Below are 19022 nucleotides of genomic sequence, written 5' to 3' on the forward strand. Positions count from 1 at the left end.
CGGCCGTGACACCGGCATCAAGGAAAAGCGAGCGGGACCAACCCCAGACCCGGGCGTCAGGGCAGGTCGAAGGTGGCCACTACCGGGGCGTGGTCGGATTCGGGGAACTTCTTGTCGGTGGCGAAGGACTGGGACTCGTCGTGCAGGAGCTCGTTGTGGATCTCCGAGCCGCGGTAGGAGGCGAGCAGGTTGCGGGTCACCAGCATGTGGTCGAGCATGTTGCCCTTGCCCTGGTGGAAGAGGGTGTAGCGGCTCGACTCCGGGACCGTCTGCTCGATCGGGACGAGCACCCGCTGGGACAGGGCGCCGTTGCCGGTGTCCTCCACCTGGCCGCGGATCGCCAGGACCGGGATCTCGTCGGGGGTGGCGTTGAAGTCGCCGGCCACCACGATGCGGGCGTCCGGGTCGCGGTCGAGGATCTGGTCGACGAGGCGGCGGACCTCGAGGGCCTGGGCCATCCGCTTCATCGAGGAGATGAAGGAGCCCTCGGCCCACGCGTCGGCGGTGCGCCAGGTGAACGTGTCGAGCATGCCGCCGGGGATGTCGGTGGGCAGCTTGGACTTGAGGTGCACGTTGATCACGTGGAGCGGGCGGCCGCCGACGTCGAGCTCGACGTGCAGGATGGGGCGTTCGACGCCGACCTCGATCGGGAACTGGTCGGGCGGGTTGGCGGTGAGCCGGCGGTAGGTCGGGGCGGCGACCAGCTCGTTGCGCAGCTGCTGGCGGGAGAGCACCGGCAGGTGGGTGGCGACGACGATGTTGCGCTCGTTGTAGACGCCGTCGTCCTTCGGTTTGGTGCTGACCAGCTCGGCGCCGGCCAGATTCGTGTCGTCGAGCAGAGCGCGCAGGGCGAGCAGCGCGCGGGGCCGGCCGGGCCGCTCCTGGCCGTGCACTTCCTGGAAGCAGGCGATGTCGGCCCGCAGGCGCTGGATCTGGGGCCGCATGAGGAGGATCCGGTCGGCGAGATCCGGGGTCTCGTCGAAGTTCTCGAGGTTGAACGTCGAGATGCGCAGTTCCGTCATGCCGTCAAAGTAAGCCCGTGAGCAGCGAGAACTACCCAGGGTGTCGTAGATCGTCCAGCATGGAGCGGGGTCGATGCCTCGACCCCGCTCCGCGCCGGAACAACTAGTTGCCGGACGTGTAGAGCTGCTGGATCTCGGCGAGGGACAGGGCCCGGTCGTACAGGTGCACCTGGTCGGCCGTTCCGTCCAGGTAGTCGACCGGGTTGCCGCCGTACTTACCGCGCCCGATCAGCGTGTTGCCGGTCGGCGCCGCCTGCGGCATACACGCGCTCGCCGTGCCCGCGAGGGCGCCGTCGACGTACAGCCGCAGCTCGCCCTTGACGGTGTCGCGGACCCCGACGAGGTGATACCACTGGCCAGGTGAAGGCTTGAACCCGGCGAGCGCCCGCACCCCGGCGAAGCTCATCGCGAACTTCTGGTCCGCGCCGGAGTACTGCAGGAAGAAGTCGCTGTTCGACGGGCCGTCCTGGCTGATGACGGTCTGGAAGGCGCCGTCGGCCTTGTCGAGCTTCACCCAGGCCGCCGCCGAGTAGTCGGAGGCGGTGTCGAGCACCGGCTTGCCGGCGTCGAGGGCCTGCGTGGAACCGTCGAAGGAGACGCCCTGCCCGTTGTGCCCGGCCACGAACGGCGGGTTGTTGACCGGGGTCAGCGTCCCGTAGGAGCCGTCGAGCGGCCAGAACGCGACCCCCTCGAGACCCGGGGTGCCGGCCGGCGGCTGCGGCACGTTCGCTCCCGACCCGTCGGCCGAGGCGATGATCTTCTTATTGATCGCGCGCACCTGCCGCAAATCCATCTTCGCCTTCTGCCGGTCGTACGTGAAGAAGCCGTTGAGCTCCCCCTCGACGTCGGTGATCTGGGTGTAGATGGCGGCGCTGATCCCGCAGTACTTGGCCGAGGTGATCACGGCTTCCTGGTTGGCCACGTACTTCGCGGTCAGCACGGACGAGGACGGCTCCATCTCGTACGCCTGACCGTCGCCGAACCACATGTGGTTGGAGGTCTTGAGCCCGAACCCGCCGTGCTCGCCGTCAATGGCGACGCGGGTCCCGGACGGCGCCGGGGTGGCCGGCCCGAGGTACTGGTGGAAGTCGATCACGTCGCCCGCGCCGGAGTCGCCGTGCGAGTTGCAGCAGTTCACCCCGCTGTGCGCGTTGACCAGCCGGGACGGGTCCTGCTCCGTTACCGAAGTGGCGATCCGCCCGGTGTCCTCCCGGCTCCACTCGCCCCAGCCCTCGTTGAACGGCACCCACGCGATGATCGACGTCCAGGACGAGTGCTCGCGCACCATCTCGTGCAGTTCCGCCTCGAACTGCGGCCGCCACTCGACCGGGATCGGCCCGGTGTTCGCGGCCGGCATGTCCTGCCACACCATCAGTCCCAGCTTGTCCGCCCAGTAGTACCAGCGGTCCGGTTCGACCTTGATGTGCTTGCGGACGGCGTTGAAGCCCATCGCCTTGTCCTGCTCGAGATCGAACCTCAACGCCGCATCGGTGGGCGCGGTGTTCAGGCCGTCCGGCCAGAAGCCCTGGTCGAGGTTGGCCTGATTGAACAGGATCTTGCCGTTGAGCGTGATCCGGAGCTTCCCGTCAGCGCCGGGCGCAGTGCCGATCTCCCGCATGCCGAAGTACGACCCGACCGCATCGACCGCTTTGCCCCGGTCGACCAGTGAGACCGACAAGTCGTACAGATACGGATCGGAAGGCGACCACAGGTGCGCGCGAGGCATGGGCAGCGTCAGCACGGTGTCGGCGGCCCCCACCACTGAGCCGCCACCGCGCGCCGACGCGCGCACCGTCAGACCCGTACCACCGGAGCTGTTGACTTTGATCTTGAGGTTGCCGCCGGAAACGGACGGCGTCAGGCCCAGGGAGGTGATCGACGCAGCCGGGACCGGCTCCATCCAGACCGTCCGCCAGATGCCGGAGCTGCCCTGATAGAAGATGCCGTGGTCGCTGGTCCGGCGCTGTTTGCCGATCGGCTGGCCGGTGGCGTCGGTGAGGTCCTCGGCCCAGACGATCAGCTCCTGCGGCCCCGAAGCGGTCAGCGCGTCGGTGACGTCCACGTCGAAACCGTCGTAGCCGCCGCGATGCGTGGCCACCGACACCCCGTTCAGGTAGACCTTGGCGTCGTAGTCGACCGCGCCGAAGTGCAGCTGGAGCCGGTTGCCGCTGCCCACCTTCCAGTTCGCCGGCACGGTGAAGGTGCGGCGGTACCACATGCGGTCTTCATGCCGCTGAATGCCGGAAAGAGCGCTTTCGATGGGGTACGGGACGAGCACGCGCTCGCCGAGCGACTTACCGGCCGGCACCGCCTCGCCGGTGTTCGCCTTGGCGAACTCCCACACGCCGTTGAGGTTCTGCCAGCGGTCCCGGGTGAGCTGCGGGCGCGGGTACTCGGGGAGGGCGTTGTTCGGCCCGACCTTGTCGGTCCAGGGCGTGGCCAGCGGCGGAATGCCGGCGTGCCAGCTGGAATCGGCGGCGACCTGGGCGGTCAAGGGGGCGGGGAGCGGCGCGGACGAGGAGGCCGGCGCGGACGAGGCCGGGGCCGAGGAGAAGGTCAGCAGGAGGGCGGAGGCGGACCCGGCGGCAAGCAGCCAGCGGCCCCGGACATGTTCTTTCACGCGCGAGAGTCCCTTCGGAGCGGAAGAGTGCGCTCGTGTTTCGCCATGAGCCAACACAGTCCAACAACATTGCTCAGGTTACGTCAAGGTTTCATGCCGATCTATGTACAAGAAGGCAAGGCGCAACCGAACTGCGACCGACCGCCGCCGCAAGCGCCCGCCCGAGGTGCCGACCTTTAGGGCATGAGCGTAAGCAGTGGTGTGCGGCCGGCGGGTGCCGTCCTCGGCACGTCCGTGGTGCCCGACGCCACCGACGATCCGCAGGATGCCCTGCTCGCGGGGCTCGTCGCGTTCATGACCAAGGACACCCCGTCCGCCCAGCACGTCCTCGACCTGGCCGAGCCGTTCCTGCAGCAGGCCGCCGGTCTCACCGCGGCCACCGTCTACGAGCTCGACTCCGAGACCGGCCTGCTCAACCCGACCGCGCGGCTCGGGCCGGCCGGCGGGCGCGACCTGCTCACCGCCGGCAAGGTGTTCCGGATGGCGGCCGGCGCCGCGCCGCTCGTCGACGGCGATCGGATGGCGATCCGGCTGCGCATCGGCGGCCAGACCGTCGGCGTCCTGCTGCTGACCGGCGCCGACCTGACCGTGCTGCGCCCGGAGACCCTCTCGCCGCTCGCCCTGCACTTCGCCACCACCTTGCAGGGCATCGCCGCCGAGAAGCAGCGGCAGTTCCTGTCACACAGCTCGGCCACCATCCGGAAGCTGTTCGAGGAGGGCATGAAGGCCACCAGCGTCGAGGCGGCCGGCCGCATCCTGGTGACCAACTCGGCCGAGGCGTTCCGCACCGACTTCGGCGCGCTCTGCCTCATCGACGGCGGGCTCCTGATCCGTTACGTGCACACCGTCGGCATGCCCGACGGCGACGCCAGGTTCAATCACCTGATCGGCACCTCCGCCACGGTGTTCCCGATCTGGCGGGCGATCAGCGAGGGCCAGCCCGCGCTGATCACCGACTCCGGCCAGACCGCGATCGTGCCCGGCGGCTTCATCCACGGCATGGACCTGAAGTCCTACATCGCGATCCCGATGATGTCGGCGCAGGGCTGCGTCGGCATGATCCTGTGCGGCAACGCCGGCGGCAGCCGCGACTGGACCAGCCGTGACCGCATTCTCGCCGATCAGCTCTCGGTCGAGGGCGCGCTGATCGTCGACAGCGCCGGCATGCGCCAGGCCGCCCAGGCACACGTGGCGCAGCTGTCCCACCAGGCGTTCCACGATTCGCTGACCGGCCTGCCGAACCGCTCCTACCTGCTCGAACGCGCTCAGCAGGCGGTCGAGACGGCGGCCAGCACGGCCGGCCGGGTCGCGCTCATGCTGCTCGACCTCAACGGCTTCAAGGAGGTCAACGACACCGCCGGGCACGCCGCCGGCGACGCGCTGCTCCAGCAGGTGGCAAAACGGCTGCTGGGCACGGTACGGGACAACGACGTGGTCTCCCGGCTCGGCGGCGACGAGTTCGCGATCCTGCTGACCCACGACCCCGACGAGGACGTGGCGATGCGGGTGGCGACCCGGATCGTGGACCGGTTGCGTGAGCCGTTCGCCATCGACGGCGCGGAGGTGCGGATCGGCGGCAGCGTCGGGTTCGCGCTCTACCCCGAGGACGCGGGCGCCTACGAGCCGCTGATGCGGGGCGCCGACACCGCGATGTACGAGGCGAAACGGGACACCAAGCACCTCGGTGGCGGCAGCCGGCGGTGGCGGCCGGTCAACTGAACGTCATCACGACCGGCAGGCCGACGAGCAGGCCGGCGATGAGCAGCCCGGCGCCGAACCGGCGGGTCTCCGGATAGTAGAGGCTGCCGCCGGCGATCAGCAGGAACAGCGGGAGCCAGGCCCAGTAGAGGCCGCGCACCCCGGCCAGCGCCGGCATCAGCGCGGACGGGACCACCGACGTCGCGCACGGCCCGAGACAACCGACGGCCAGACCGGCGAGCACCCCGGCAACCAGGCCGCGATCCAGGTACGGCGCGGGGATCGCGGGCGACGCGACGGTCAGGATCGGGTCCTCGCCCTCGTGCCGGGCGATCGAGATGACGTAGCCGGCCGGATCCTCCACGACCAGCAACCGCCCGTCCGCACCGCCGTCGTCGTGGACCTCGCAGCCGGCGTCCCGCCACAGCTCCGCCACCACGTCGAACACCTCGTCACCGGCCTGCGGCAGCCGGCCGCCGCGCAGGACGCGAACCCCGGAGGCGGTCTCCGGCTTGCGCAGGAACTGGGCCGGGACGGCCTCCAGGCTCAGGTCCGGGTAGGCGTGCAGGGTCGCCTCCAGGCGCTGCTTCACGCCCTGGGTAACCTCGGCCCGGCTCGGCCCCGATCGCTGCACCACCTGCGCAGAATGTCGCATTTACCAGGCAGTCGGGCGATTTTCCGCAAAGTCAGGTCGCGCCGTCGGCGACCCGTTCCACCCGCCGGCGCAGCTCGTCGCCGGGCTCGGGCAGACCCGCGATCCGGCCGATGTCCGCGCGCAGCCCGTCCAGCCAGGCCCGCAGGTCAGCGATGATGTAGAGGTCCTGACCGAGGTCGGTGGGCCACTGCACGGCGGCGGGCGCCGGCTCCACCGGGGTGCGGCGATGCTGGAGCAGCCCCTCGGCGGCCCGGTCGTAACGGCCGGCCACATCGGCGGCGGTCGAGGTCAGCGGGCCCACGCACGGCAGCAGCCCACCGGCCGGGCAGGAACGCAGGAGCGCCTCCGCACCGCGTACGACATGGTGGCCCGCCAGCAATGTCGCCTGCCAGTCCACCACCGCCGCGGAGTGGCGTTCGCTCTGGTACAGAGCGAACGACGCGTCCGCGAGCTGCCCCGCCAGCCGGGCCCGCGGCTGCGCCGGGCCCGGCGCCAGCCCGTCCGCCATCACCCCGACCGTCTCCCGGATCACCCCGGCGGACGCCGCGATGAACGTGCCGGTCGCCCGGTGCAGCTCGCCGCCCCCGCCCCGCGGCCAGGCGAACAGCCCGATCAGCACGCCGATCGCCGCGCCCACCAGCACATCCAGCACGCGGGCCTCGGCCAGCCGCCAGTCGACCGGCGTGACCTGGGCGAACACCAGCGTGATGACCAGCGTGAACAGCGCCTGCGACCAGCCCAGCCCGAGCAGCGGCCCGGCCGCGAACCCGACCAGCATCACCACCGGGAGCACCAGCGCGTACACCGTCGGATGCACGCCCAGCACCAGCAGCGCGGCCGCGACCAGCGAACCCGCCACCGTCCCGATCAGGGCCGGCCGCAGCGCCGAGCGGGTCTCCGCGGCCGACGTGCGCAACACGGTCAAGATCGTCAGCAGCACCCAGAACCCGTGCGACAGGTCCAGCTCACCGGCGAGCAGACGGGCCACCGCCAGGGCGGCGGCCAGGCGCAGGGCGCCTTGAAAAGCGACGGAGCGCGGTGTGAGATTTTCCCGCAGGCGGTGCCAATAGAGCTTCGGGGTGCTGGTGTACGCGTACCAAAAAGCGCCCGTCGGCTCGACATGCGCCGGCCGCTCGCCGTCGCTGAGCCGGATCGCCACGATGAGCGACTTCGTCCACTCCCCCAGCGCCAGGGCCAGCGCGCCCAGCCGCAACCGGTCCGGGTCCATCCCGTTCGGGTCGGTGTTCATCCGGGCCACCCGGAACTCACCGAGCGCCGCCACCACCTGATCGGTGTCCGGCAACGGCCCCTGACCCCGGAGCCAGGCCGCGGCCGCCGCCGTGCAGTCGGCGGTACGCCGTACCAAATTGGTCGCCGCCGGAAGGGTGACCGACCCGCGCTCCTCGGTGAAAAACAGGTCGACGGCCCGGCCGAGCAGCAGGCGGGCCGTGCCCGCGGCCGAGCTGAGCGCCCGGTCCCGCCGGCCCGCCGACGCGGGCCGTTCGAGCGGCGGCAGCCGCGAGGGCCGCAGCGCATCGGCCCGGTCGGTGGCCTCCGGGAGCAGCTCGGCGAGGCGCGTCTTCGAGCCGTCCGCCCACGAGTCGGCCACCGCGGCGAGACAGTCGGCGAGGCCGGCGATCGCGTCGGCCAGCTTGTGCTTGTACGGCACCGGCGCCGGATCCGGCCACAGCAGCATCTCGGCCGCCGCCAGCAGCAGGATCGCGCAGGTCACGCCGGCCAGCCGGGACGGCAGCGCGCCCGGATCGTAGGGCGGGAAGCACGGCAGGATGTAGAGCAGCTGCATGCCGGCCGCGAGCCCGGAAAGCCGCGGCCCGCCGACCCCGACATAGCTGACCACGAACCCGAACAGGAACATGCCGGCCGCGGCGGCCACGTTGCTGACGCTCAGCAGCGTCCCGAGCGACACCAGCACCCAGGCGACCGGCAGCACCCCGAGGAGGGTGGCGGCGCGACGCTTGGGAGTGCCCGGAATCTGCGACAGCGCACCCAGCGCGACCGCGCCGAAAAGCGCATAGGGCGCCATCGCCGGCGCGTCGAGCAGATAGCGGCAGACATAGAACCCGACGCAGGCGACGAGCGTGACCCGCGCGGCCCGGCGCACCGCGATCAGTTGCGGATCCTTCCGCCGCAGCCAGCTCATTGCATCGCCGTCGCGGACGGGTGATCGAACGAGACCGGGCAGCGGAAGACGTAGAGCGCGTAGCTCCGCCCGATCTCCACGTCGGTGGGACCGGACGAGGCCGTGACCGGCTCCTCGACCGGCCGCCAGCTGCAGTCACTCCCATACCACTCGGCGGAGTCGACGGTGAGCAGGAGCGTCATCGCGGTCCCGCAGTCGGCACACTCCACCGGGTGTGGATCGGTCAGCGACCAGTTGGCGAAGCCGCCGACCTTCCAACCGGGGGCGAGCGAGAAATCGTCGTCGTAGTCCAACTCCCACCCGGCGATCCGCTCGCCGAGATCGGCCGGGAGCAGGTCGGCGTACTGGCATTCGCGAACCTGCTCCGGATGCACGACGCAGGGGGTCGGCAGGTAGGAGTCGCTGACCACGGGCGGCGTAGGCGGCGTTTCGAGGACCGGGCCGACGTCCGCGCTGCGCCGCCAGAACAGGCGCACCCGCGGGTTGCACCCCTCGTCCTCGTGGTCCAGCGGGCACCAGAGCACCTGCAGCACGTCGGCGTCGTCCGGGCCGGCGAAGTCGGCGACGTCACGGCGGAAGAGCTGGGCCACCGGGACGTACGGGATCGGCTGCGCGATCAGCGAGCGCGGCTCGGAGAAGTCGGGCCCGGGCAGTTGCGCGCGTTCCTCGTCGGTCACCGCGTACGGCTGCCGGGTCCGCGCCACCGCGTAGATCGCCCGCCGGCGCCACACGGTCGCCGGGGTGAGCAGCCGGTGGACGTAGTGCTCCGGACCGTCGTCGCAGACCGGCCACGGCTCGCCGGCCGGCCAGAGCAGCGGCCCGCCGACCGAACTGTCCGACACCGCCGGCGCGCCCGGCCGCGGATGCAGACGCGTGGCCGTCGCCGAGTGCTCCCGCAGCTCGGGGAAGACCTCCAGGACGTCCAGCGGTCGCGGCGGCGTGGTCCGGCTCATGTCCGACGACCTTAGCGGCCCGTAGGGTCAATTTCATGATCGCTCACCCCGGCCTGCGTTTCACCGACCACACCGTCACCGTGCCGCTCGATCATCGGCGACCGGAGCGGGGGACGATCGAGGTGTTGGCGCGCGAGGTGGTGGCGGCCGATCGGGTGGGCGAGGATCTGCCGTGGCTGCTCTACCTGGAGGGCGGGCCGGGCGGGAAGCCGCCGCGGCCGCTGCGGGCCGACGGCTGGATCGGGCGGGCCGTGCGGACCCACCGGGTGCTGCTGCTCGACCAGCGGGGCACCGGCCTCTCCACCCGCCTGTCCGCCGGTGACCGCTCGCCCCGGGATCTGGCCGATCACCTGCGCCTGCACCTCGCCGACAGCATCGTCGCGGACGCCGAGATCCTGCGTGCACGCGTCGCCGGCGGGGCGCGGTGGGACACGCTCGGGCAGAGCTACGGCGGGTTCGTCACCATGGCGTACCTGTCGGCCGCCCCGCAGGGCCTGCGCACCTGCTACGTCACCGGCGGCCTGCCCGGCCTGACCGCGACGGCCGACGACGTGTACGCCCGCACCTACCCGCGGGTCGCCGCGAAGAACGCCGAGTTCTACCGCGCTTTCCCGGGCGACGCCGCCGTCGTCCGCCGCATCGCCGACCAACTGGCCGCCACCGACGTCCGGTTGCCCGACGGCGACCGGCTGACGGTGGAGCGGTTCCGTTTCCTCGGCAGCCTCTTCGGCATGAGCTACGGCTACGACCAGGTGCACGCGCTGCTCGAGGAGCCGCTGTCCGACACCTTCTTGTACGAAGTGATGGCGCTGACCGGCTTCATCGACAACCCGTTGTACGCCCTGCAGGAGTTCTGCTACGCCCACGCGAAGGGCCCGACCGCGTGGGCCGCGTCCCGCGCGCTCCCGAATCACCCGGCCTTCGCGGCCGACGCCGACCCGCTGCTGTTCACCGGCGAGATGATGTACCCCTGGATGTTCGACCAGATCGCCGCACTGCGCCCCTACGCCGCCGCCGCGGACATTCTGGCGTCGGCCGACGACTGGCCGGCGCTCTACTCCCCCGAGCGCCTGGCCGCCAACGAGGTGCCGGTGCTTGCCGCCGTCTACGCCGACGACATGTACGTCGACGCCGGCCTCTCGCTGGAAACCGCGGCCGCAGTGGGAAACGTCCGCACCTGGGTCACCAACGAGTTCGAACACGACGGCGTCCGCGCCTCCGACGCCGTCGTGACCCACTTGATGGAGATGGCCGCCGGCCTGCGCTGACCTTCAGCCCCGGCGATCCGTTCGCGCCGACCGGGTCGCGCTGCGCTGCAGCCGAGTGTGGAGAAGCTCCGTTCCTGGCAGGCTTACCTTCGCGGAAGCCGGGCGTGGCGTCATTTCCGGCGGACCTGGGGCGGGTGCGGCGGCCGCGGGCCGGCGCCATAGTCCGACAAGGTATTGCACCAGAATGGGCAGCAATGTGGCAGCGATACCGACGAATGCCCCATAAAGGAAGGTGTTTCGCTGAGCCTTCTCCTCCAGCACGTTGTTGACGATGGATCCGTGGGCCTCGAGCATCGACGCGTCCAATTCGACCCAGGATTTTGTGCCCGCTTTCCCGGGATCGGGCGCGATGCTGTCGAGCCTCTCGGTCGCCGCGAGCTCTCCGTAATCGACGCTCATGTCCAGCCGGGACGGCACATATCCACGATTGTTCCGGCCCAGTTCCTTGTCGGCCTCGGCACGATAGCCGGCCGGAATGTAGGGCGTGCCGAATCCGGGCAACGCAAAATATGTCCGCTTTCCGGCCGACGTCGAGTAACCGTGCCGGGGAAAGGCAGTGACGCTGACGAAGCGCCGTGCCGCATCCTTGCCGCCCATCACGCCGGTCACCACCTGGGTGTCGACGCGATACTCGGGCGCGGTGTAGCCCGCACCCGAGCCGAGCTTCTCCTCGTAGCAACTGGCGGCGTCTTCCTCCGCGAGCACGACACTAGCGGTATGCCAGCATCCGTTCACGGTCTGGTCGGGATCGCCGTTGGGATAGGTCTCCGGGACGCGGGCCGATCCGGAGAAGGTGAGGAAGAATCGGACACTCGGGCCGGCGTAGTCGTCGTCCAGATTGATCTGATAATCGATCATCGCAGATCCGGGGTGCCGATCGTCGATGCGCACTTCGAGGACTGCGGGCACGGACGGCCGATCGAAGAAGAGCTGCACCTCGCCGCGGTCACGCGGCGGTTCGGGGACGGCGGACTCCAGCTGGAAATTCCGATAGAGAATCCAGAGCACCACTATCGTCCCCACGCAAAGGGCAACCAGGACGAGGCTGGCAACGACGCGGGCGGCACGTCCTACGATTTGTCTCACGTCCAAGATCGACGGCTGACGGGATCCCCCGATCATCCCAGACGTCAGATTATGTCGCGGTCGCCGAGGCGGACTGCCACCACGCCGGCGATGATCAGCAGGCCGCCGGCCAGCTGGGCGACGCCCGGTAGCTGGTTGACCATCAGCCAGGCGAAGAGGACCGCGGCCACCACCTCCAGCAAGGCCACGAACGATGCCACTCGGGAGCCCAGCAGGCGGATCGCGGCGATGCCGGTGGCGTAGGCCACCGCCGCGGTCAGGACGCCGAGCAGGACCAGCGGCGCCCACCACGGCAGGTCGCCGAAGGCGTAGGCGGCCGGAGCGGTGTTCGCGCGCATCGGCAGGACGCCGATGACGGCCAGCAGGCCGAGGGCGGCGGCGCCCACGGTCAGGCCGGCGCCGGCCAGGGCCAGTGGGGGCAGGCCGGAGCCGTCGTCGGCGGAGATCAGGAAATACGCCGTGGCGCCGATCATCGCGGCGAACGCCCAGGCGATGCCGGACCAGGCCAGGTCGGTGCCGGAGATCAGGTCGAGCACCAGGACCAGGCCGGCGGCGGCCAGCGCGGCGCCGATCACGGTCAGCCGGCTGGGGCGCTGGCCGCGGGTGATCCACAGCCAGGCGACCACGGCGGCGGGTGCGGTGTATTCGATGAGCAGGGCCGGTCCGACGTCCATCACGGCGACGGCCGAGAAGTAGCAGAATTGGGCGCCGGCGACGGCCAGAACTCCGTACACCAGGATCTGCATCGCCTGGGTGCGCAGCAGCCGCCACCGGCCGCGCAGCGCGACCACCGTGAACGGGGCCAGCGCCACGGCGGCGATGGCGATGCGGGTGAGCACGATCGCGCCGGGGCTCCAGTCGTTGGCGAGCAGGCCGGTCGCGAGTGGGCCGGAGAGGCCGAACGTCGTCGCTGAGACGATGGCGAGCGCGATGCCGCCGCCGACGCCGGCGGAGACCTTTCGAGTGTCATCGGCTATCTGCGTCATGACAGATGACGCTAGGAGCGGGCGCGGTAATATGTCAAGGTGCTCCTAGCCCATGACACAGAGATTTCGCTGCAGGCGGCGGTCGAGCTGGTCAACACCGGTGAGGAACCGGAAACGCTGCTCACGATCGACGATGTGGACGCCTGGTATGCCAGGTATCAGTACACCGGCCGGCGCGACCGGGACGAGGCCGAGCTGCGGTCACTGCGCGCGCTGCGGCCGGCACTGCGGGAGTTGCTGACGGCCGGCCGGGACGACGCGGCCGCGATGGTGAACCGGATCATGGCTGAGGAGAGCGCGGTCCCCCGGCTGGTGCGGCACGACGACCTCGACTGGCACGTGCACGCGGTCGAGGCCGGCGAGGCTCTAACCCGGCGGGTGATCGTGGAGACCGCGATGGCGGTGACCGATCTGATTCGCGGCGACGAGATGTCGCGTCTCGCGATCTGCGCCGACGAGAACTGTGCGGGCATCGTTCTGGATCTGACCCGCAACCGTTCTCGCCGGTTCTGCAGCACCGCGTGCGCCAACCGCAACGCGGTAGCCGCCTACCGGGCGCGGGCGCGATCGACCCGCCACACCTAAGAAACCCGGGTGTCCACCGGGGTGCCGAGCTCGACCGTCCGCGAGACGGTGCAGAGCCGGTCGTGCGACATCCGCACCGCGCGCGGCAGCATCTCCCGGGCCGCGTCGCCGGCGGCGCCCTCCGGAAACGCGACGTGCAGCTCGATGGCAAGGTTGGCCAGCCGGTTGCCGCCGGCCTCGTCCCGGACCTTGTCCCCGCTGACGTGGACGGTGAAGCTGACCGGCTCCGCGCGCTTGCTGGTGATGTAGTCGACGTCGGCGCCGGTGCAGCCACCGAGCGCGGCGAGCAGGAGCTCGACCGGGGTGAACTCGGCGCCGTCGCCGGTGCCGATGGTCATCGTGCCGCCGCGGGCGTTTTGCACCTCGTACAGCCCGAGGCTCGAACGCTGCAGGGTCACCGAGCGCAAGGTCTGGTCCGCCATGCCTCGAACCTAGCCCACCATGATCGCGTGGACCGGGTCGGGCAAGCCGTCCGAGCTCAGACGAAGGCGCTGTGGCCGGTGACCGCGCGGCCCACGATCAGGGTGTTGATCTCGCGGGTGCCCTCGTAGGAGTAGAGCGCCTCGGCGTCGGCGACGAAGCGGCCGATGTCGTAGTCGAGCACGATGCCGTTGCCGGCCAACAGCTCGCGGGACCAGCCGGCCACCTCGCGCATCCGGGTGGTGCAGTAGGCCTTGGCCAGCGCCGAGTGCTCGTCGCGGTAGCGGCCGTCGTCCTGCAGCTGGGCCAGCCGCACGCACATGCCCAGCGATGCGGTCACGTTGCCGGCCATCCGCACGAGCAGGTCCTGCACCAGCTGGAACGCGGCGATCGGCTTGCCGAACTGCTCGCGTTCCTTCGCGTAGGCCAGGGCGATCTCGTAGGCGGCCATCATCACGCCGACCGCCTCCCAGGCCACGCCGCTGCGCGTGGCCCGCAGCACCTTCGCGGTGTCCTTGAAGGTGTTCGCGTTCGCCAGCCGATCTGCATCGGGCACGCGGACATCTACCAGGGTGATGTCGGCGTTCTGCACCGTACGCAGAGCGATCTTGTTCTCGATCTTGGTGGTGGTGAACCCGGGCGCGTCTCCCGGCACGACGAAGCCCTTGACCTGGTCGTCCTCGACGTCGCGGGCCCACACCACGATCAGGTCGGCGAAGGTGGCGTTGCCGATCCAGCGCTTCTGACCGTTCAGGACCCACGAGGAGCCGTCGCGGCGGGCGGTGGTGCGCAGGCCGGCCGCCACATCGGAGCCGCCGGTCGGCTCGGTCAGCGCGAACGCGCCCACCTGGTCGAAGGCGGCCATCGGCGGCAGCCAGCGTTCCTGCTGCTCAGCCGAGCCACAGGCGCGGATGCTGCCCATCGCGAGCCCCGAGTGCACGCCGTAGAACGTGGCCATCGAGGCGTCCACGCGCGCCATCTCCAGCGCCAGCCACCCGTTGAGCAGAGACGATCCCGGTTTGCCGGCGATGTCCAGGTCCGCGTAGCGCTTGATCAACTCCATCGGGAACAAAGCGCGCGACCACTGATCGTTCGCGATCGGCGCCACCTCGGCGGCAAGAAATTGGCGGACCCGTTCGACAACTGCTGCTTCGTCCTTCGAAAGGAGGTCCTCGAAGCCGTATAGATCTCCAGCGAGCATATTCCGTACCTACCCGCCCCGAGGCTCTCCTAGACTTGCCACCCATGCTCACCATGCAGGACGCACTGGCCCGGTTGACCGCGTACTGGACGGAACAGGGTTGCCTGACCGTCCAGCCGATGAACACCGAGGTCGGCGCCGGAACGCTCAACCCGGCCACCTTCCTGCGGGTGCTCGGTCCCGAGCCCTGGCGGGTCGTCTACACCGAACCGTCGGTGCGCCCGGACGACTCGCGCTACGGCGAGAACCCGAACCGGCTGCAGACGCACACCCAGCTCCAGGTGATCCTCAAGCCCGACCCGGGCCACCCGCAGGAGCTCTACCTGGGCAGTCTCGCCGCGATCGGGATCGACGTCGCCGCCCACGACGTGCGCTTCGTCGAGGACAACTGGGCGTCGCCGGCGCTCGGCGCGTGGGGCCTGGGCTGGGAGGTCTGGCTGGACGGCCTGGAGATCACCCAGTTCACCTACTTCCAGCAGGCCGGTGGCCTCAACCTCGACCCGGTTTCGGTGGAGATCACCTACGGCATCGAGCGCATCATCATGGCGCTGCAGGACAAGAGCCACTTCAAGGACATCGAGTACGGCCCGGGAATCTCGTACGGCGAGGTGTTCGGCCAGAACGAGTACGAGATGTCCCGCTACTACCTCGACGACGCCGACGTGGCCGCCAACCGCCAACTGCTCGAGCTGTACGCGGCGGAGGCCCAGCGGCTGATCGATGCCGGACTCCCGGTGCCCGCCCACACGTACGTGCTGAAGTGCTCGCAGGCGTTCAACGTGCTCGACTCCCGCGGCGCCGTCTCCACCGCCGACCGGGCGAGGGAGTTCGGCCGGATGCGGCGGCTCGCCGGCGAGGTGGCCAAGCTGTGGGTGGCCCGCCGCGAGGAGCTGGGCCATCCGCTCGGGCTGTCGGCCGCGACCGCGCTGGCCACCCCGGTCGCGCTGCCCGCCGAGAAGGACGGCGCGCGGTTGCTGGTCTTCGAGATCGGCACCGAGGAGCTGCCGCCGAGCGAGTGCCGGGCCGCCGCCGGTTACCTCGAACGCGAGGTCAAAAGCGGTCTCGACGGCACCCGGCTCGCCCACGGCGACGTGCGGGTCTTCGTCACCCCGCGGCGGCTGGTCGCGGTGGTCGCCGACGTCGCGGCCCGCGAGAACGATGCTGTGCGCACGGTGCGCGGCCCCAAGGTCGCCCAGGCGTACGCCGCCGACGGCGAACCGACGCCCGCGCTGCGTGGCTTCCTGCGCGGACAGGGCGTGACCCCGGGCGCGGTCACCGAGGCGGAGTTCAACGGCGTACGCCATGTGGTTGTCGAAAAGCACGAAGCCGGTCGCGCGGCAGCCGAAGTTCTGGCGCCGGTGCTCGCGAAGGTCGTCTCCGGACTGCGCGGCGCGAAGAACATGCGGTGGAGCGATCCACAACTGTCCTACAGCCGGCCGGTGCGCTGGCTCGTCGCGCTGTGGGGCGACGACGTCGTGCCGGTCGCGGTCGGCGCGCTGTCCGCCGGCCGCCAGACCCGCGTGCTGCGCACCTCGGCCACCCCGCTGATCGAGATCGCGTCGGCCGAGACCTTCATGGAGACGCTCGCGTTCAACGGCATCGTCGCCGACGCCGAGGACCGCCAGGAGCTGATCGTCACCGGCGCGCAGGACGAGGTCTATCCGGACGGCCGGATCGACGTGCGCGGCGAGCAGGCGCTGATCGACCAGATCACCTACCTGGTGGAGGCGCCGACGCCGCTGCTCGGCACGTTCGACGAGTCCTACCTCGCGCTGCCCGACGCGGTGCTGACCACCGTGATGCGTAAGCACCAGCGCTACCTGCCGGTGCGCGACGCCGACGGCGCGCTGCTGCCGATGTTCGTGACCGTGGCCAACGGGCCGGTCGACGTGGAGCTGGTGCGCACCGGCAACGAGGCGGTGCTGCGGGCCCGCTACGAGGACGCGGCGTTCTTCTACCGCGCCGACCGGGAGGAGCCCCTCGCTGACCTGCGCGCCCGGCTCGACCGGCTGACCTTCACCGACAAGCTCGGCTCGATGGCCGACCGGGCCACCCGGATCGCGTCGCTGGCGCTGTCGCTGGCGGCGGAGCTCGGGCTGAGCTCGGCCACCCTGGACCGCGCCGCCGAGCTGGTGAAGTTCGACCAGGGCTCGCAGCTGGTCACCGAGATGACCAGCCTGGCCGGCGTGATGGCCCGCGACTACGCGCTGCACGCCGGCGAGGCGCGGGCCGTCGCCCAGGCCGTCTACGAGGCCGAACTGCCCCGCAACACCGGCGACGACCTGCCCGCCTCACTGCCCGGCGCGCTGCTGTCCCTGGCCGACCGCCTCGACCTGGTGGCCGGCCTGGCCGCCACGGTCGGCCTGCCCACCGGAAGCAGCGACCCGTTCGCCGTACGCCGTGCGGTGCTCGGTCTGCTGGCCGTGCACCGGGCGCACCCGGCCCTGGCCTCGCTCTCGCTGTCGTCGGCGCTGGACAAGGCGAACCAGCCCGTCCTGGTCTCACCCGAAGTGAAAAGAGCCTGCGCCGACTTCCTCGCCAAGCGCCTCGAGCAGGCCCTGGTCGAGGAGGGCTACCCGGTGGAGAGGGTGCGGGCCGTCCTGCCGCACGCCGACCGCCCGTCGGTGGCCGTCAACCTGCTCAACCAGCTCGGCGAGGTGGCCGGCAACCCCGACTTCGTGGCCGTGGCCGAGGCGATCCAGCGCTGCCGCCGCATCGTCCCGGCCGGGACGCCCGCCGGTTACGACCCGTCGGTGCTGAAGGAGCCGGCCGAGCTGGCCCTGCACGACGCGGTGGCCGGGGTGACCCGGCCGGCCGAGCCCGACCTGTTCGAGTTCACCAAGGCGGTCGGCCGGCTGGCCGGCCCGCTGTCGACGTTCTTCGACGAGGTCTTCGTGATGGCCGACGACCCGGCGCTGCGGGCCGCCCGGCTCGGTCTGCTGGCCACCGTCCGCGACCTCGGCGACGGCCTGCTCGACTGGTCGTCACTCCACTAGCGGGATCGCCCGGCCGTTGTAGAGGTAGCGGCCCTCGGCGAGGAACGCCACCCATGGGTACACGCCCTCGTCGGGCTCGGCGGCGACGAAACGGTCGTCGCCGAGCGCGACGTAGCGGGCGGTGGTCGGCTTCTCGCCCATCTCGGCGGCCCAGCCCTTCGGGATCGCGGTGATCTCCAGGCCACCGTCGACGGTGTCCACCTGGTAGCGCGCCACCGGCCCCTCGTAGCCGCCGCTCCGCTGGGTGAACGGCGCCGGCTCGGCCGGTGGCACCACTCGCGCCGGCACCCGGATGCCGGCCGTCTCGGCCAGCACCAGCGTGAGCACGTCGTCGACGAGCGCGGCCGCCGAACCGCCGTTGGCATTGATCGCGATGACGACGCCGCGGTCGGGCACGATCCGCCAGCAGGTGGTCTGGCCCGGGGTACTGCCGTCGTGGCCGACCACCGGCACGCCGTCCCAGTCGGAGAGCATGAAACCGAGGCCCCACCGGGCCGTGTAGCGGTCGCCCGGCGCGGGCAGCATGATCTGCGGCTCGAGCATGGTGGCGAACGTGCCGGCCGGGAGCACCCGGGTGCCGTCCGCGGCGAGGCCGTCGGCGAGGAACATCCGGCCGAGTCTGACCAGCTCACGCGGGGCCGCGCAGGGCGTCGAGCCGGCCGGGGCGTTCGACCGCGGCAACTGCCACGCGGTGAAGACGTCCTGCTCGTCGCCGAGGTGCCCGACGGCCGCCCGGAACAGCACCGCCTCCTCGGCGCCCAGGGCCAGGTGGGTGACGCCGAGCGGCTTGATCAGGCGCTCACGCATGGCCGACTCCCAGGTGCCGCCGCGCAGCCGGGCGACCAGGGCGCCGAGCACGCAGTAGCCGGAGTTGGCGTAGGAGAACATCGCGCCGGGCGGGTGCACCTGGGTGGCCTCGGCCCGCATGAAGACCAGCAGCTTGTCGAGGGCGTCGTCGCCGCGGCCGGTGTCCTCGAACAGATCTCCGTCGAAGCCGCCGGTGTGCGACAGCAGCTGGCGCACGGTCACGGTCTCGGTGGCCGCCTCGTCCACCACACCGAACTCGGGCAGGTAGCGGCGCACCGGGGCGTCGAGCTCGACCAGGCCCTCGGCGACCAGCTGCATGACCAGCGACGCCGTCCACACCTTGGTGACCGAACCGATCTGGAACACGCTGTCCGGGTCGGCCTCCACCCCGGTGTTGCGGTTGACCACGCCGGTGGCCGCCTCGACCAGGCCCCCGTCGCTGGTGCCGACGGCGACCGCCGCGCCGGGAACGCCATGCCGCTCGGCGGCCTGATCGAGCCACTTCTGAAGGTCCATGCCGACGACCGTACCGGCCGCCTTCCGGCCACACCGCCCGGCGAAAGG

Annotated in this window: 14 protein-coding genes; 4 read left to right on the top strand and 10 right to left on the bottom strand. The window is 70.9% G+C overall.

Features of this window, described 5'->3' with window-relative positions; translation table 11 throughout:
* Positions 1-56: 56 nt before the first annotated feature.
* Both AB0E90_RS08715 and AB0E90_RS08720 read right to left on the bottom strand, forming a co-directional pair.
* Entirely contained in the window at positions 57-1022 is a 966-nt protein-coding gene (locus AB0E90_RS08715) for an endonuclease/exonuclease/phosphatase family protein (RefSeq protein WP_360401542.1), read from the bottom strand.
* 103 nt (positions 1023-1125) lie between these two features.
* Entirely contained in the window at positions 1126-3642 is a 2517-nt protein-coding gene (locus AB0E90_RS08720) for a LamG-like jellyroll fold domain-containing protein (protein ID WP_360401545.1), read from the bottom strand.
* 183 nt (positions 3643-3825) lie between these two features.
* On the opposite strand from AB0E90_RS08720, the gene AB0E90_RS08725 reads away from it, so the two are divergent.
* The gene (locus tag AB0E90_RS08725; protein WP_360401548.1) at positions 3826-5361 is read left to right on the top strand and encodes a sensor domain-containing diguanylate cyclase; all 1536 of its coding nucleotides are present in this window, start codon (positions 3826-3828) and stop codon (positions 5359-5361) included.
* Here AB0E90_RS08725 and AB0E90_RS08730 read toward each other — a convergent pair.
* The 3 genes from AB0E90_RS08730 to AB0E90_RS08740 are packed head-to-tail and all read right to left on the bottom strand — an operon-like array spanning position 5354 to position 9109.
* Positions 5354-5977 carry a hypothetical protein gene (locus AB0E90_RS08730; RefSeq protein ID WP_360401551.1) on the bottom strand — a complete coding sequence of 208 codons (624 nt, stop codon included), beginning with the start codon at positions 5975-5977 and terminating at the stop codon, positions 5354-5356. The two genes, AB0E90_RS08725 and AB0E90_RS08730, sit on opposite strands and share 8 nt — an antisense overlap.
* A gap of 49 nt (positions 5978-6026) precedes the next feature.
* Complete coding sequence (locus AB0E90_RS08735) at positions 6027-8156, bottom strand: FUSC family protein (protein WP_360401554.1); 2130 nt, start codon at positions 8154-8156, stop codon at positions 6027-6029.
* On the bottom strand, positions 8153-9109 hold the full coding sequence (locus AB0E90_RS08740) for a hypothetical protein (RefSeq protein WP_360401557.1): 957 nt from the start codon (positions 9107-9109) through the stop codon (positions 8153-8155). Before AB0E90_RS08740 ends, AB0E90_RS08735 begins: the two co-directional genes overlap by 4 nt.
* A gap of 35 nt (positions 9110-9144) precedes the next feature.
* Between AB0E90_RS08740 and AB0E90_RS08745 the strand changes: the two genes are divergently transcribed.
* Positions 9145-10377 (top strand): alpha/beta fold hydrolase, encoded by a 1233-nt coding sequence (locus tag AB0E90_RS08745; RefSeq protein WP_360401560.1) that lies wholly within the window; start codon positions 9145-9147, stop codon positions 10375-10377.
* Between the two features lie 3 nt (positions 10378-10380).
* Here AB0E90_RS08745 and AB0E90_RS08750 read toward each other — a convergent pair whose 3' ends face one another.
* Both AB0E90_RS08750 and AB0E90_RS08755 read right to left on the bottom strand, forming a co-directional pair.
* Complete coding sequence (locus tag AB0E90_RS08750; protein WP_360401563.1) at positions 10381-11385, bottom strand: hypothetical protein; 1005 nt, start codon at positions 11383-11385, stop codon at positions 10381-10383.
* Positions 11386-11507: 122 nt separating this feature from the next.
* Entirely contained in the window at positions 11508-12449 is a 942-nt protein-coding gene (locus tag AB0E90_RS08755; RefSeq protein WP_360401566.1) for a DMT family transporter, read from the bottom strand.
* A 39-nt stretch (positions 12450-12488) separates the two neighbouring features.
* On the opposite strand from AB0E90_RS08755, the gene AB0E90_RS08760 reads away from it, so the two are divergent.
* Positions 12489-13034, top strand: a complete 546-nt coding sequence (locus AB0E90_RS08760; protein ID WP_360401569.1) for a CGNR zinc finger domain-containing protein — start codon at positions 12489-12491, stop codon at positions 13032-13034.
* Here AB0E90_RS08760 and AB0E90_RS08765 read toward each other — a convergent pair.
* Complete coding sequence (locus AB0E90_RS08765) at positions 13031-13456, bottom strand: OsmC family protein (protein WP_360401572.1); 426 nt, start codon at positions 13454-13456, stop codon at positions 13031-13033. The two genes, AB0E90_RS08760 and AB0E90_RS08765, sit on opposite strands and share 4 nt — an antisense overlap.
* Positions 13457-13512: 56 nt before the next feature.
* Positions 13513-14655 carry an acyl-CoA dehydrogenase family protein gene (locus AB0E90_RS08770; RefSeq protein ID WP_360401575.1) on the bottom strand — a complete coding sequence of 381 codons (1143 nt, stop codon included), beginning with the start codon at positions 14653-14655 and terminating at the stop codon, positions 13513-13515.
* A gap of 44 nt (positions 14656-14699) precedes the next feature.
* Here AB0E90_RS08770 and AB0E90_RS08775 point away from each other — a divergent pair, with 44 nt between their 5' ends.
* Positions 14700-17651 (top strand): glycine--tRNA ligase, encoded by a 2952-nt coding sequence (locus AB0E90_RS08775; protein WP_360401578.1) that lies wholly within the window; start codon positions 14700-14702, stop codon positions 17649-17651.
* On the opposite strand, the gene AB0E90_RS08780 is transcribed toward AB0E90_RS08775, so the two are convergent.
* Positions 17640-18974 (bottom strand): serine hydrolase, encoded by a 1335-nt coding sequence (locus AB0E90_RS08780; protein WP_360401581.1) that lies wholly within the window; start codon positions 18972-18974, stop codon positions 17640-17642. The genes AB0E90_RS08775 and AB0E90_RS08780 overlap by 12 nt on opposite strands.
* Positions 18975-19022: the final 48 nt, after the last annotated feature.

It is taken from the genome of Actinoplanes sp. NPDC026619, from assembly GCF_040638295.1.
Taxonomy (GTDB): domain Bacteria; phylum Actinomycetota; class Actinomycetes; order Mycobacteriales; family Micromonosporaceae; genus Actinoplanes.